Here is a 14,006-nt window from a genome sequence, read left to right on the forward strand (position 1 = left end):
AGAGCGAACCTGTACGTTATCAGCTATGCGCGGGATTGGGCTTTTCGGGATCAATCCCGTATTTCGAGATGGCTTCCGCCACCCTGATCGACGGAATCTTGTTTTCATCAGCCAGCGCCTTCAGCGCCGCAATCGTCACGAAATGACGATCCACCTCGAAGAAATACCGCAACGTCCGGCGATAGTCCGAGCGGCCAAAGCCGTCCGTTCCAAGCACCGAATATTTGTTCGGCACCGACGGGCGGATTTGCTCCGCAAACATCTTGATGTAGTCGGTCGATGCAATCACCGGCCCTTCGCCGCGGCCTGAAACCATCTGCGTGACATAGGGCACGCGCGGCGTCTCTGTTGGGTGCAGCAGGTTCCAGCGCTCAACGTCGTGCGCTTCGCGCGCAAGCTCGGTGAAGCTCGTCACGCTCCAGATATCGGCTTCCACACCCCAATCGTCGCGCAACAAATCGGCGGCGGCGATGACTTCGCGCAGAATGGCGCCCGAGCCCATCAACTGCACCTTGTGGCCTTTGGCATTCTTCGCCCCCTCGCGAAAAAGATACATCCCCTTGATGATGCCGGCCTCAGCACCCTCCGGCATCGGCGGATGCTCGTAGTTCTCGTTCAGCAGCGTCAGATAGAAGAACACGTCCTCCTGATCCTGCAGCATGCGCTTGAGACCGCTTTGAATGATGACGGCGACCTCGTAGTTGAACGTCGGATCATAAGACACGCAGTTCGGCACCGTCGCCGACATGAGATGGCTATGCCCATCTTCATGCTGCAAACCTTCGCCGTTGAGCGTCGTCCGCCCCGACGTACCGCCGATCAGAAAGCCGCGCGAACGCTCGTCACCGGCCGCCCAGGCAAGATCGCCGACGCGCTGGAATCCGAACATCGAATAGAAGATATAGAACGGCATCATCGGCACGTTCGATGTCGCATAGCTCGTCGCGGCCGCGATCCACGACGCCATCGCACCGGCCTCGTTGATGCCTTCCTGCAGCATCTGACCGTGCTTGTCTTCCTTATAGAACATCAGCTGATCGGCATCTTGCGGCACGTAAAGCTGCCCGACCTGACTGAAAATGCCGAACTGCCGGAACATGCCCTCCATGCCGAACGTGCGGCTCTCATCGGGCACGATCGGCACGATGCGGCGACCCAGCGCCTTGTCGCGCATCAGCGCCGTCAGAATGCGGACGAACGCCATCGTCGTCGAAATCTCGCGGCCGTCCGAGCCTTTAAGTTGTGACTCGAATAACGACAACGGCGGTGCTTCGAGCGAGATCGACTTCCGCCGCCGTTGCGGCAGATACCCGCCAAGCTTGTCGCGCATCGCGTGCAGATAGTCGTCTTCCGGCGACCCTTTCGGCAGGCGGACGAACGGCAGCTTTTCCATCTCCGCGTCGCTCACCGGTATCTTGAAGCGATCGCGGAACTGACGCAGCGTATCGACGTCCATCTTCTTGGACGAGTGCGCGAGCATCGTGCCCTCGCCCGCCGCGCCCATGCCGTAACCTTTGACGGTTTTCGCCAGGATGCACGTCGGCTGGTTTTTGTGCGCAACCGCTTCGGCATAAGCCGCATAGACTTTCGAGGGATCGTGACCGCCGCGTGTCAGCCGCCAGATCTTGTCATCCGACCAATCTTCGACGAGCGCCGCCGTCTCCGGGTAGCGGCCGAAGAAGTGCTTGCGAATGAAAGCCCCATCGCGCGACTTGAAGACTTGGTATTCACCATCGACGCATTCTTCCATCAACTGGCGAAGCTTGCCCGTCGTGTCCTTCGCCAGAAGCTCGTCCCACTGCGAACCCCAAATAACCTTGATGACGTTCCATCCGGCACCGCGGAAATTCCGTTCGAGTTCCTGGATGATCTTGCCGTTACCACGCACCGGCCCGTCGAGACGCTGCAGGTTGCAATTGATGACGAAAATCAGGTTGTCGAGCTTCTCTCGGCCCGCTAGAGAAATCGCGCCGAGACTTTCCGGCTCGTCCATTTCGCCGTCGCCGCAAAACACCCAGACCTTCCGGCCATCGGTGTCCGCAAGCCCGCGTGCATGCAGATATTTGAGAAAGCGCGCCTGATAGATCGCCATAAGCGGCCCGAGGCCCATGGAGACAGTCGGGAATTGCCAGAAATCCGGCATCAACCATGGATGCGGATAAGATGACAGCCCGTGCCCGCCGACTTCCTGCCGGAAATTCAAAAGCTGATCTTCGGTAAGCCGCCCTTCCAGAAACGCTCGCGCATAAATGCCGGGCGAAGAGTGGCCTTGGATCAACACGAGATCGCCGCCGTGTTCCTCCGACGGCGCGTGCCAGAAATGATTGAAGCCGGTTTCATAGAGCGTCGCTGCCGACTGATAGCTGGCGATGTGCCCGCCAAGCTCGCTCGACTCTTTGTTTGAACGAAGCACCATCGCGGCGGCGTTCCATCGGATTGCCGCGGCAATCCGATGCTCAAGCTCGCGATCGCCAGGAAGCGGTGCCTCGTCGCGAACGGGGATAGTGTTGATGTACGCCGTGCTCGATGCAAACGGGATCGCTGCACCGCTTGCACGCGCTCGCTCGACCACTTCACCCAAGATATCGTCAGCCCGATCGGTGCCCTCATAGGCGATGACGGACGAGATCGACTCGCGCCAATCCTGGATTTCGGCGTCCTCGGCCTTCGAAGACTTTTGTTCCTCTTTGCCCATACCGTCCTTCGCTCGGAAACGCTTTCGTTGGCGACTTTGCCCGACTGTTTAACACAAACGCCCGACCGCCGTTTATGCCACTAAAGTGAATTGGTTATGCAGAACCTCGTTTGCGACCTCGCTCCGCGAAAATGTCCGGCATTGCACAGCGCGTCGCAACCTCACCTTAAGGAACTGCGTTGTGCTTTGATCTTCGATAACTCTGCATAGGAGCCGCGAAAATGAACGCTATGAAAACAATAGCACTCGCAATGGTTCTCGGAGTGGCCGGAAGCGCAGCCGCCTTTGCCGATAACGACGTCCCCGGCGCCGACTGGATGCCCAAGGAACACGTGACGAAGAAGCTGGAAGCCGCGGGATATTCAAATATCACCGGCCTTCACGCTGATGATGGCTATTGGGAAGGCAAGGGCGTCAAAAACGGTGAGATCACGGAGTTCCATGTCGATCCTCATTCCGGGGCGCTCTTAAAGGAAGAGATCGACCACGACTGAGGATTTCCGGATCGCGAAATGTGGGCCTCGGACGCTTAGAGACTGCCGAGCTTGGTCCTGATCAACGTCATCATGGCATCGAAAGCCTGATTAGCATCAAGCTCGGTCGTATCGAGGTGCATCGCGTCTCGCGCGGCAAGCATAGGCGCCGTGGAGCGCCCACGGTCGCGCGCATCGCGTTGCCGAATATCCGTCAGCAGATCATCATACGAAATGTTTTCGCCGCGCCCCTGATGCTCCAAAAAGCGCCGCTGCGCCCGCGCCTCGTCGGACGCCGTGACGAAAACCTTTACATGCGCTCCAGGACAAACGACCGTGCCAATATCCCGGCCGTCCAGCACGGCGCCCCCGTCCTGCCCAGCGAAGGCACGCTGATAATCGAGAAGCGCGGCGCGAACTTCCGGAATTTTCGCCACGATGGACGCCGCGTCGCCGGCCCTCGGCCCACGTAACGCCGGATCGTCGAGCGTTTCCGCTAAGATCGCACGCGCAGCAGCCTCCGCTGCAGCAATGTCATCAAGCGCTGCGCCATTTGCCAGCACGTCGCGCGCCACTGCCCGATAAAGCAATCCCGTATCAAGCCACGGCAGACTGAAATGCGCCGCAACACGCCTCGCAAGCGTACCTTTGCCCGATGCGGCCGGTCCGTCGATGGCGATGATCAGGGTCATCGTGCCACCTCGGCGTAACGCGCACCTAGCGTTTCCATGATCGGCCGGAATTCCGGAAAGCTTGTCGCAATCATCGTCGCATCATCGACAACAATGGGCGTCTTGCTAGCGAGGCTGGCCGTCAAAAACGCCATCGCGATGCGATGATCCAGATGCGTCGCGACGATGCCGCCGCCGTTGAGCCCGCCTCCGCCTTCAACTATCAGCGTATCGCCATCGACATCCGCGCGCGCACCATTCGCGATGAGGCCCGCAGCTGTCGCCTGAAGGCGATCGCTTTCCTTGACCTTCAGTTCCGCCAAGCCGTCCATCCGCGTCTGTCCTTCGGCAAACGCCGAGATCGCCGCCAGAACCGGGTATTCGTCGATCATCGACGGCGCCCGTTCGGCCGGGACATGTACCCCCTTCAGGCGTGAAAATCTGACGCGAATATCGGCAACCGGCTCGCCCCCTTCTTCGCGCGCATTCTCGAACGTCAGGTCGCCGCCCATCTCCTGCAGCGTGAGATAAAGACCCGTCCGCGTCGGATTGACGAGCACGCCTTCGATAGTGATATCGGACCCCGGCACGATCAGCGCTGCCGCCACGAGAAACGCAGCCGATGATGGGTCGCCGGGAACGATGATGTCTTTGCCGGCCAGCTCAGCATCACCATCGACCGTGATATACGTCTCTTCGCCCTTCGTTTCGTTCGTAACGGTCGCGCCGAAATGCCGAAGCATGCGCTCGGTATGATCGCGCGTCGGCTCACGCTCGATGACGGTCGTTTTCCCGGCTGCGTGCAGACCCGCGATCAAAACCGCGCTTTTCACCTGCGCCGACGGCACCGGCAGCCGATAGACGATCGGCATCAGCTCGCTCGTGCCGCGAAGCGTAAGCGGCAACGTCTCCTTGCCGGGCTCCATGATCTCCAAGCCCATCTCGACCAGCGGCCCTAGGACCCGCCGCATCGGCCGCCTCGAAAGCGAGGCATCGCCCGTCATCGTCACGGTGAGAGGGTGCCCTGCGACGACTCCCATCATCAGACGCGTCCCGGTACCCGAGTTGCCGAAATCCAGCGGCCCGTCCGGCGTCCGCAGGCCACCCACGCCTCGCCCCTTCACGACCCAAAGATCGCCCTGCTTCTCAGCCGAAGCCCCTAGCGCCGCAACAGCCCGAGCCGTGTTGATGACGTCCTCGGCCTCCAAAAGTCCCTTGATCCGCGTTGTACCTGTCGCCAATGCCCCAAAAATGAGCGCTCGGTGCGAGATCGATTTGTCGCCCGGAACCCTGACCCGCCCTACGAGTGGGCCAGCCTTGAGCGCTGAGAGCGGTTTTGCTGGAGATTGCGCGTTCAACTGAGACGTTCCAAAGCGTTAGAATCCAAGGCCGGCGGGCAATTTTCCGGACAATTTCGCTCCGGATAGACACCGCGCCGCGACGCTCTGTCAACGGCACCGGGCCCGTCCGGTCAAGCGCTCGATCAGGGAAGACCTTGACGCATCCCCACTTCGCCCCACCTTTTCGTTTTGACAGGGGACGACGCCTATGGCAGACGGGCTCCCTTGAATTTCCGAGAACTGAGGCACGACGAATGGCGACCAAGCAAGAGCGCGGGACGAAGCGCACCTGTCAGAATTGCGACGAGCGCTTTTATGATCTGGGACACGACCCTATCATTTGCCCATTTTGCGGCACGAAATACGTGATCGCATCGTCTCCGGCAGCGCTGGCGGCTCTGCAGGCCGAACAGCGTGATCTTGCCGCCAAGAAGGCCAAGAAACCCGTCAGCGATGACGACGGTGATTTGCCGGCAGTCGAGGGCGAAGAGGCTTTGGCGGACGTCGAGACGGATGACGCCGGCGGCGCTGACGATGACGAGACCTTCCTTGAGGAAGAGGAAGAAGAGGGCGGCGATGTGTCTAACATCATCGGCGGCCCGGCAGGCGAGGGCGACGAAGAGCCCTAATATTCCTGTCGAACGTCCTTGCAGTTTTTGCAAAGACGACTTATCAGGCGGGTCTTCGGCGGGAACCAGCCCCGCCGCTTGAAGTGGTTCGGGGCTATAGCTCAGCTGGGAGAGCGCTTGCATGGCATGCAAGAGGTCACCGGTTCGATCCCGGTTAGCTCCACCAATTTTTCACTCGCGCACAGCCGCCACGCCAACCCTGCTGCGCGCAATTTGGCGCCCCATGGTCCGGCGCGGCGAGCCCATAGGGCGAAGGCGGTCACGCCAAACTCGCGCAGCGACGGAGCCACTGCAGTCAACAATCCCGTCATGGCGGTGCAGTCGGCCATCCACGCAACGAACGTCAGCATAAATGTCGCTTAAACCGCGCACTCATTTTGGCGGCCGAGCCTGCTGGCTCCTCACCACACATTTTATGTAGTCTCATGCCAAACGGCGACCTGCGAAGCATAATCGCGGGCGTCAAGGGACGGAGATGATGACGAACACCCCAGCAAAACTCATGTGGACCGGCATCGCGCTGCTCGGCGCTGCCGCGCTCGGCATCGTTGCGCTTTCGCGCGGCGAGACGATCAACGCCATCTGGCTCGTCATGGCCGCCATCTGCTCCTATCTACTGGCCGACCGCTTCTATGCGCGGTTCATCGCCGACAGGGTTTTACAGCTCGACGCAGATCGTCTCACACCCGCCCAGCGCTTCAATGACGGCCTGGACTACTGCCCGACCGACAAAACGGTGCTGTTCGGCCACCACTTCGCGGCAATTGCGGGCGCCGGTCCCCTCGTCGGCCCGGTTCTAGCGGCACAGATGGGCTATCTGCCCGGCACGCTGTGGCTGATCGCAGGCGCAGTGTTCGCGGGTGCGGTGCAGGATTTCATCGTGCTCTGGGCATCCGTGCGCCGCGACGGCCGCTCGCTCGGCGAAATGATCCGCAGCGAGCTCGGCGACATCGCCGGCACCATCGCCATGATCGGCGTCCTGATCATTATGGTGATCTTGCTTGCCGTGCTGGCCCTCGTTGTCGTCAAAGCCCTGGCGCACAGTCCGTGGGCGACCTTTACTGTCGCAATGACCATCCCGATCGCTGTACTGATGGGGATCTACGGGCGCTTCATACGGCCCGGCCGGATCGGAGAAATGTCGCTGATCGGCTTCGTGTTGCTGATGCTGTCACTCATCTTCGGCCGCCATGTCGCCGCCGACGCGACACTTGCACCCTTGTTCGACTATTCCGGCGAAACGCTTTCGATGACGCTGATCGCCTATGGCTTCGTTGCATCCGTTCTTCCGGTCTGGGCCTTGCTGGCGCCGCGCGACTACCTTTCGACGTTTCTGAAAATCGGCACCATCGTCGGCCTCGCGCTCGGCATCTTCGTCGTCCTGCCCGACCTCAAAATGCCTGCCGTGACGAAATTCGCTGACGGCTCCGGCCCGGTCTTCTCCGGCAGCCTCTTTCCGTTCCTCTTCATCACGATCGCCTGCGGCGCGATCTCCGGCTTTCATGCGCTGATTTCATCGGGCACGACGCCGAAGATGCTCGACAATGAAGTGAACGCCCGTGTCATCGGCTACGGTGCGATGCTGATGGAAAGCTTCGTGGCGATCATGGCCATGGTCGCGGCGACGACGCTCGAACCTGGCATCTACTTCGCATTGAACAGCCCGCCCGCGCTGATCGGCACGACACCCGAAACCGCCGCATCGGCAATTTCCGGATGGGGCTTCGCGATTACACCGGATGTGTTGAAACAAGCCGCATCTGACGTCGGCGAGACGACGATTCTGTCCCGCACCGGCGGCGCCCCAACGCTCGCCGTCGGCATGGCCGAGATCCTTTCAAATGCCATCGGCGGCAAGGCACTGATGGCGTTCTGGTATCACTTCGCCATCCTGTTCGAGGCGCTTTTCATCCTGACAACGATCGACGCGGGAACACGCGTCGCACGCTTCATGATCCAGGATCTCATCGGCACCGCCATCCCCTCGTTCAGAGCGACCAAATCCTGGAGCGCCAACATTGTCGCGACCGGCATCGCGGTTCTCGGCTGGGGTTATTTCCTTTATCAAGGCGTCGTCGATCCGTTGGGCGGCATCAACACGCTGTGGCCGCTATTTGGCATTTCGAACCAGATGCTCGCCTGCATCGCGCTGCTTTTAGGGACGGTCGTTCTCTTCAAGCTGAAACGCGAACGCTATGCCTGGGTCACGCTCGCGCCCGCGACATGGCTCGGCGTCTGCACGTTGACCGCAGGCTGGCAGAAAATCTTCAGCGATAATCCAGCCATCGGCTTTCTGGCCCACGCGGATAAATTCGCAAGCGCGCTCACAGCGGACCAAATCCTGGCGCCCGCCAAATCCATTGGCGATATGCATCGCATTGTCTTCAATGACTACGTCAACGCCACGTTGACGGCGCTGCTGGGCGCGGTGGTCATCGCGATGGCAGGCTTTAGCATACGGGCCATCGTCCAGGCGCTCGACAACCCTCACGTAACGGCGCGCGAAGCTGCCGCCGTTCCAGCGGAGTAAGCCCCATGCGCGAAACCGTCACGGCTCCGATTTTCAGGCTCGCCCGGCGCATCGTCCGCACCGCACGCCTCATGGTCGGCATTCCCGATTATGACGCTTACGTCGCACACCGCCGCCACGCGCACCCCGGCGAGCCGGTCATGAACTACGAGGCCTTTTTCCGCGAACGACAGGCGAGCCGCTACGGCGAGGGCAGCGGCAAAATCAACCGCTGCTGCTGACGGACGCACGGGGCGCGAGGTTGCGATTGATCCCGCACGCATCCCCCGCTACGAGGGGCGCATGGCACCTCCCCTGATTACCCTCAAAGACATCAATCTGACGTTCGGCGGCACGCCGCTGCTTGAAGGCGCGGAACTGACGGTCGCGCCGGGCGACCGCATCTGCCTCGTCGGCCGCAACGGCTCCGGCAAATCGACGTTGCTGAAAATCGCTGCAGGGCTGGTCGAGCCCGATAGCGGCGAGCGCTTCGCCCATCCCAGCGCCAGCGTTCGTTATCTGCCGCAAGAAGCCGACTTCAATGGCTTCTCGACCGTCCGGGATTATGTCGTTGCCGGCCTCGGACCAACCGACGATCCTTATCAGGCGGAGTATCTTTTGGCCGAGCTTGGTCTTTCAGGAGACAGCGAGCCGCAGCATCTTTCGGGCGGCGAATCCCGCCGTGCGGCTCTGGCCCGTGTCATTGCCGCCAAGCCCGACGTTCTGCTGCTCGATGAGCCGACGAACCACCTCGACCTGACCGCCATCGAATGGCTTGAAACAACACTCCTCGGCATGCGCTCGGCGCTGCTTCTCATTAGCCACGACCGGCGCTTTCTCGAAAACCTGTCGCGCGCCACGGTCTGGCTCGACCGCGGCAAGACCCGGCGGCTCGAACAAGGCTTCGCTGCTTTCGAAGACTGGCGCGATAAGGTTCTCGAAGAAGAGGAGATCGAGCGCCACAAGCTCGACCGCAAGATCGTCCGCGAAGACCAGTGGATGCACGGCGGCGTCACCGGACGGCGCAAGCGCAACGTCCGCCGCGTGCGTGAGCTTCGCGCCATGCGCCAGGAGGTCCGAGAGCAGCGCCATGTCGTCGGCAGCGTCCGCCTCGACGCTGCGGAAGGCAGCATCTCCGGCAAGCTTGTCGCCGAGGCGACCGGCATTTCGAAGAGCTACGAAGGCGTCGATATCATCAAAAATCTCGACCTGCGGATCATGCGCGGCGATCGGCTCGGTATCGTTGGTCCGAACGGTGCAGGCAAAACGACGCTCATCAAGCTTTTGACCGGCCAGATCGCACCGGACAGCGGCACGATCCGCCACGGCGCCAATCTCGAAGTTGTCGCGCTCGACCAGCGCCGCGACGAACTCAATCCGAATTGGACCGTCGCGGATGCCTTGACCGGCGGCCGCGGCGACCAGGTCGTCATCAATGGCAAGGCACGTCACGTCGCGAGCTACATGAAGGACTTTCTGTTCCTTCCCGAGCAGCGGCTGTCACCCATCCGTGTGCTCTCAGGCGGAGAGCGCGCCCGTCTGATGTTGGCTCGCGCGCTCGCAAAGCCCTCGAATGTCCTCGTGCTCGATGAGCCGACGAACGATCTCGATCTCGAAACGCTCGATCTGCTGCAAGAATTGCTGTCGGATTACGGCGGCACGATTCTCCTCGTCAGCCACGATCGCGATTTTCTCGACCGAATTGTAACGAGCGTATTGGCCCCGACCGGAAACGGGAATTGGACCGAATATGCCGGCGGATATTCCGATATGCTCGCCCAACGCAAAGGCGATGCTTTAGAGAAAGATCAAAAACAAGCGGCATCACCAGCAAAATCGTCGGAAGGCAACACTGCATCTTCCGCCGCCGCGCCCGCAAGACAGAAGCTGTCCTTCAAGGACAAGCACGCGCTATCGACGCTTCCCGGCGAGATCGCAAAGCTTGAGACGGAAATCAAAACTCTCGGCGCCAAACTCGCCGACGCCGAGCTTTTCACCCGCGACCGCGCCGCATTCGATAAGACAAGCGAACGCCTGCAACAGGCTCAGCAGCAGCTCGAAACCGCTGAAACGCTTTGGCTGGAACTGGAAGAAAAGCGCGAGGCGATCGAAAATTCTGGCTGAGTTCCGCTCAAACAAAAGCGACGGCCGAGTGCCCTCGACCGCCGCTCAAAGTTCGACCTAAGCCGACATCACCTAAAGTTAGATGACGTCGATCTCAGCCGGTAGGTAGCTGGTCACTTCGAGACCAACTTCCTGCTCGCGAACTTCGGGCTTCGACCACGTCTTCATGGGTTCCTCCAAGAGTGGTTAGTCCACGCTTCACAACGTGAGCTACCTATATCGTCAAACCAACGGGGGCCAATCGTATTTGCCATAATCGCTCATAAGCGCGCCTAATAACATTATAACACTTCGCTTTTGCGAATTGATATGCGAGCTGCCTATTGCTTGGCAGCCCATTGATCTTTCACCTCATCGCATCGCTTGCCGATGAACGTGTTCACTTCTTCGACAATAGAGCCCGATAGAATGTTCACGGTATTGTCAGCAGCCGTCGCGGTCCAAAGCGCGCTTTTGATCAGAGTAGGCGCTTCAATCTTGCCCCACTCGGCCTTTGCGCTGACGGCTTTGCCGTCCTCGAACGTCACCTTCGGCGTCAGCTCAAACGAGAAGTCCGTGGGACCCTTCTTCTCGCTTGCGATCGAACACGTCACGGTATGCTTGGCGAACTGGATTTCCGCTTTCGGCTCAGCCATCGCCTTAACGAGGTCGGCCCTCTTCACGTTGAGATCCATCGAGCAATGCGCACCCTCGTACGGCCAAGTGATCTTCACCTTGCTGACAAGCTTCGCCAACTGCTCCTTCCGCCAGCTCTTGATGACGTGGCAGGCGATATCAGGACCGGATGCATCTTTTGAGTGAAAGGCACGACAAAGGTCGACCTTGCACGCCTTCCGCGCCTCCTTCTCGGCTTTCTCCTCCGGCGTCAGCGGACCGTCAGGGTCGCCGAGAACGGTCCCGGAGTCTCCGGCGACGGCCGGCTTGGCCGCGTCCTGAGCCATTACGGCCGAACCGGCTGAAAGAGAGAAAAAGGCTAAAACCGAGACAAAGAGCGCAGAAGCCGGCGTCATAGATTCCCCACGCAACCCGAGCTGAAAAAGCTCTGCGTCTTCGCGGCCAAGGCAGGCAGCACTAAGGCGGAATTCCAGATAATCCCTGATTTCCGGCTCCCCGAGGCGCCAGCGACACGCCCGGTCCGCGCGACGTCTCCTGCCGCTTGAAGACCGGTCACCGGTTCCCATATCTTCATCAAATCGCCGGGCAGTTGTGACGGCGAGGCAGATGGCCGCAAGGCATCTGGGAATAGGACGTTGGTCGCTTGCTTAAGGACCTTCATATGACGCGTGTAACGGCACTTTCGAACCCCCTGCTTCTGGGTTTTGAAGAGATCGAGCGGTTGGTTGACCGCGCGACCAAAGGCGGGGATGGTTACCCACCGTACAATATAGAAAGGGTCGCCAAGGACGGCGATTCCGGTGAGCTTTTGCGGATCACCCTGGCTGTGGCTGGGTTCACGCGTGACGACCTCGAGATAACGCTCGAAGACAAACAATTGACGGTTCGTGGCAAGCAGCAGGACGATAAGGCTCGCGATTATCTCTACCGGGGCATCGCATCCCGGCAGTTTTCGCGAACGTTCGTCCTTGCAGACGGCATCGAGGTCAAAAGCGCAGAGCTTGCGAATGGCCTCCTGGCCGTCGACTTGCAGCGGCTTGAGCCTGAGCGCCTCGTACGCCGGATTGAGATCGGAGCGGCCAAGCCAACCAAAAGCCGCACCTGAGCTGAGTCTTTCGCGTCACAGCGCAAGCGACCGAATCGTCGGAGGATCGGAGCAGACGAGCAGATCGAGAGGCCCCTGTGTGGGCCGCGGTTCCCGGTTTGCGATGAGAGCCCGGCCTCGACACAAGGAGGAAGAGCGTCATGAATACTAAGTCCACCGCGAAATCTGCCGACATCCACGATGCCGTCGCGCCGGTCATGAGCGAACTGGAGCTTGCACGGCTTGGCGGCGGCGAGGTCGCTTACATCAAGACATTGACCTCGGACGAAGCTCTGGAAATGTTTCCGCAGATCGAAGGCTTGCCAAAGGGCATCCCTCTGTTCTCGCTGCATGCGGCTGACGGCACGCCCATCGCGTTGACCGATACGCTGCAGGCCGCAATCGGGCATGCTCAGGAAGACGAGTTGTCGATCGCACCGCTACACTGACCCGCGGCTGAACGGGCGACGTATAAATCGTCCGCCGGCCCACAGGGGGGTGCTATGAACCGGCAGGGGGCCGCCCAAAGGCATGGGCGGCCGGCGTGCCGAAGGCTTTCGCGCTTACAGGCAGCGCAGCTTAAGCAAAGCTCACGGATGGTAATGGGCGTACTGGCCCCGTGCCTTGAAACGCTCAAGATACGCTGGAACCACGCCATCGACGGCGGCTGGCCGCGGAACGTCGAGCGCCATGATTGTCCGACCGTCCTTTTTGGCACCCTCAGACACCACATTATCTGACTGCAGCAACCGGACCTGATCGACCGTCATCGGCCGAAGCGTATTCGGCAGCGGCCAGGTCAGCGCAGCCATGAGCTTGGCCATCCAGAACGGAATGGGCAGCAAAAGCCGCTTGCGATCCGAATAGTCGAGCGTCAGCTTCAAAAGCTCCTTGAAGGTCGAAACCTGCGGCCCGCCAAGTTCGTAGGTCGTGCCAGGCGTACCCGCGCCAGTTGCCGCCGCCGCAGCAGCATGACCGACGTCGCCGACGAACACCGGCTGGAACTTCGTAACGCCGCTGCCAATCAGAGGCAGAAACGGACTAACCCGCGCCATAGCGGCGAAGCGATTGAAGAACTCGTCCTCCGGACCGAAAATGATCGACGGCCTCAGCACCATAGCGCCTGGGAAGCCAGCGAACATCGCCTCCTCGCCCAGCGCCTTCGTCTGGGCGTACTTGGCCGGCGAGGTCTTATCCGCGCCGATAGCCGAGATGTGAACAAGGCGCTCGGCGCCCGCCGCCTTCGCGGCTTTCGCGATCCTGGCGGCGCCTTCAACGTGGATCGCGTCGAAGGATTGTGCCCCTGTCGGCGCCAAAATCCCCACAGCGTTGATGACGACGTCAGCCCCCTCGACGGCCCGCGCCACCGAATCGGCAAATCTCAGATTGGCCTGGACCGGAAATATCTGCCCGACGACGCCCATGGGTTGCAGATAGCCCGCGAGATCCGGTCTGCGGACCGCAGCACGCACCCGGTATCCCTTTCGCGCCAGCGACCACACGATATGACGCCCGACGAACCCGGACCCGCCGAAAACCGTCGCTAGTTTACCGTTTCCTGCCATTCGAAACCTCGCTGCAGCCGTCGGCCTGCCACCCGGCCAGCCTCACATCTAGCGAGCCTGAGCGACCCTGTGAAGCACACGAAGGACGACTTTACCCGCAATCTGGCCTGGCTCAGGCGATATGGTCCCAAAAGCCTGCAAGATGCATACGTCACGCAATTGACTTCCGCTGCGGACCAATTTACCTGACACCCGCAAGCCCAGATGGCGGAATTGGTAGACGCACTAGTTTCAGGTACTAGCGCTCACAAGGCGTGGAGGTTCGAGTCCTCTTCTGGGCACCAGCAATGCAACGGCCGAA

The 14,006-nt window shown here is 60.6% G+C and carries 13 protein-coding genes and 2 tRNA genes; 9 read left to right on the forward strand and 6 right to left on the reverse strand.

Annotated features, from left to right (window positions below; all coding sequences use genetic code 11):
* Nucleotides 1–19 precede the first annotated feature (19 nt).
* Nucleotides 20–2,695: a pyruvate dehydrogenase (acetyl-transferring), homodimeric type gene (gene aceE, locus RLW55_RS01980; protein WP_423415406.1), complete on the reverse strand. Its 2,676-nt coding sequence runs from the start codon at nucleotides 2,693–2,695 to the stop codon at nucleotides 20–22.
* 221 nt (nucleotides 2,696–2,916) lie between these two features.
* On the opposite strand from aceE, the gene RLW55_RS01985 reads away from it, so the two are divergent.
* Nucleotides 2,917–3,189 (forward strand): PepSY domain-containing protein, encoded by a 273-nt coding sequence (locus RLW55_RS01985; RefSeq protein WP_423415407.1) that lies wholly within the window; start codon nucleotides 2,917–2,919, stop codon nucleotides 3,187–3,189.
* 35 nt (nucleotides 3,190–3,224) lie between these two features.
* Here the strand turns inward: RLW55_RS01985 and cmk are convergent, their stop codons facing one another.
* Nucleotides 3,225–3,860 (reverse strand): (d)CMP kinase, encoded by a 636-nt coding sequence (cmk, locus tag RLW55_RS01990; protein ID WP_409562079.1) that lies wholly within the window; start codon nucleotides 3,858–3,860, stop codon nucleotides 3,225–3,227.
* Nucleotides 3,857–5,197, reverse strand: a complete 1,341-nt coding sequence (aroA, locus tag RLW55_RS01995) for a 3-phosphoshikimate 1-carboxyvinyltransferase (RefSeq protein WP_423415408.1) — start codon at nucleotides 5,195–5,197, stop codon at nucleotides 3,857–3,859. The genes cmk and aroA overlap by 4 nt, the downstream gene beginning before the upstream one ends.
* A gap of 236 nt (nucleotides 5,198–5,433) precedes the next feature.
* Here aroA and RLW55_RS02000 point away from each other — a divergent pair, with 236 nt between their 5' ends.
* The 5 genes from RLW55_RS02000 to RLW55_RS02020 all read left to right on the forward strand — a co-directional run bounded on the left by RLW55_RS02000 (nucleotide 5,434) and on the right by RLW55_RS02020 (nucleotide 10,441).
* Nucleotides 5,434–5,808, forward strand: coding sequence for a TIGR02300 family protein (locus RLW55_RS02000; protein ID WP_013946176.1), 375 nt, complete (start codon nucleotides 5,434–5,436; stop codon nucleotides 5,806–5,808).
* 90 nt (nucleotides 5,809–5,898) lie between these two features.
* Nucleotides 5,899–5,974 (forward strand) — tRNA-Ala (locus tag RLW55_RS02005).
* A gap of 312 nt (nucleotides 5,975–6,286) precedes the next feature.
* Entirely contained in the window at nucleotides 6,287–8,338 is a 2,052-nt protein-coding gene (locus RLW55_RS02010; RefSeq protein ID WP_423416367.1) for a carbon starvation CstA family protein, read from the forward strand.
* 5 nt (nucleotides 8,339–8,343) lie between these two features.
* Nucleotides 8,344–8,559, forward strand: a complete 216-nt coding sequence (locus tag RLW55_RS02015; protein WP_423415409.1) for a YbdD/YjiX family protein — start codon at nucleotides 8,344–8,346, stop codon at nucleotides 8,557–8,559.
* Nucleotides 8,560–8,620: 61 nt separating this feature from the next.
* A complete protein-coding gene (locus tag RLW55_RS02020) occupies nucleotides 8,621–10,441 on the forward strand; it encodes an ABC-F family ATP-binding cassette domain-containing protein (protein WP_414461662.1) in 1,821 nt (606 codons plus the stop codon).
* Nucleotides 10,442–10,519: 78 nt separating this feature from the next.
* On the opposite strand, the gene pqqA is transcribed toward RLW55_RS02020, so the two are convergent.
* On the reverse strand, nucleotides 10,520–10,609 hold the full coding sequence (gene pqqA / locus RLW55_RS02025) for a pyrroloquinoline quinone precursor peptide PqqA (RefSeq protein WP_015598624.1): 90 nt from the start codon (nucleotides 10,607–10,609) through the stop codon (nucleotides 10,520–10,522).
* Nucleotides 10,610–10,761: 152 nt separating this feature from the next.
* Complete coding sequence (locus tag RLW55_RS02030) at nucleotides 10,762–11,451, reverse strand: hypothetical protein (protein ID WP_414461661.1); 690 nt, start codon at nucleotides 11,449–11,451, stop codon at nucleotides 10,762–10,764.
* 266 nt (nucleotides 11,452–11,717) lie between these two features.
* Between RLW55_RS02030 and RLW55_RS02035 the strand changes: the two genes are divergently transcribed.
* Complete coding sequence (locus tag RLW55_RS02035) at nucleotides 11,718–12,161, forward strand: Hsp20 family protein (RefSeq protein WP_409562073.1); 444 nt, start codon at nucleotides 11,718–11,720, stop codon at nucleotides 12,159–12,161.
* A gap of 140 nt (nucleotides 12,162–12,301) precedes the next feature.
* Complete coding sequence (locus RLW55_RS02040; RefSeq protein WP_013946167.1) at nucleotides 12,302–12,589, forward strand: DUF1150 domain-containing protein; 288 nt, start codon at nucleotides 12,302–12,304, stop codon at nucleotides 12,587–12,589.
* Nucleotides 12,590–12,730: 141 nt separating this feature from the next.
* Here RLW55_RS02040 and RLW55_RS02045 read toward each other — a convergent pair whose 3' ends face one another.
* A complete protein-coding gene (locus tag RLW55_RS02045; protein WP_423415410.1) occupies nucleotides 12,731–13,705 on the reverse strand; it encodes a complex I NDUFA9 subunit family protein in 975 nt (324 codons plus the stop codon).
* A 198-nt stretch (nucleotides 13,706–13,903) separates the two neighbouring features.
* Here RLW55_RS02045 and RLW55_RS02050 point away from each other — a divergent pair.
* Nucleotides 13,904–13,989: transfer RNA gene (locus RLW55_RS02050), tRNA-Leu, on the forward strand.
* The last annotated feature ends 17 nt before the right edge of the window (nucleotides 13,990–14,006 follow it).

The organism is Hyphomicrobium sp. B1 (assembly GCF_049532635.1).
Classification (GTDB): domain Bacteria; phylum Pseudomonadota; class Alphaproteobacteria; order Rhizobiales; family Hyphomicrobiaceae; genus Hyphomicrobium_B.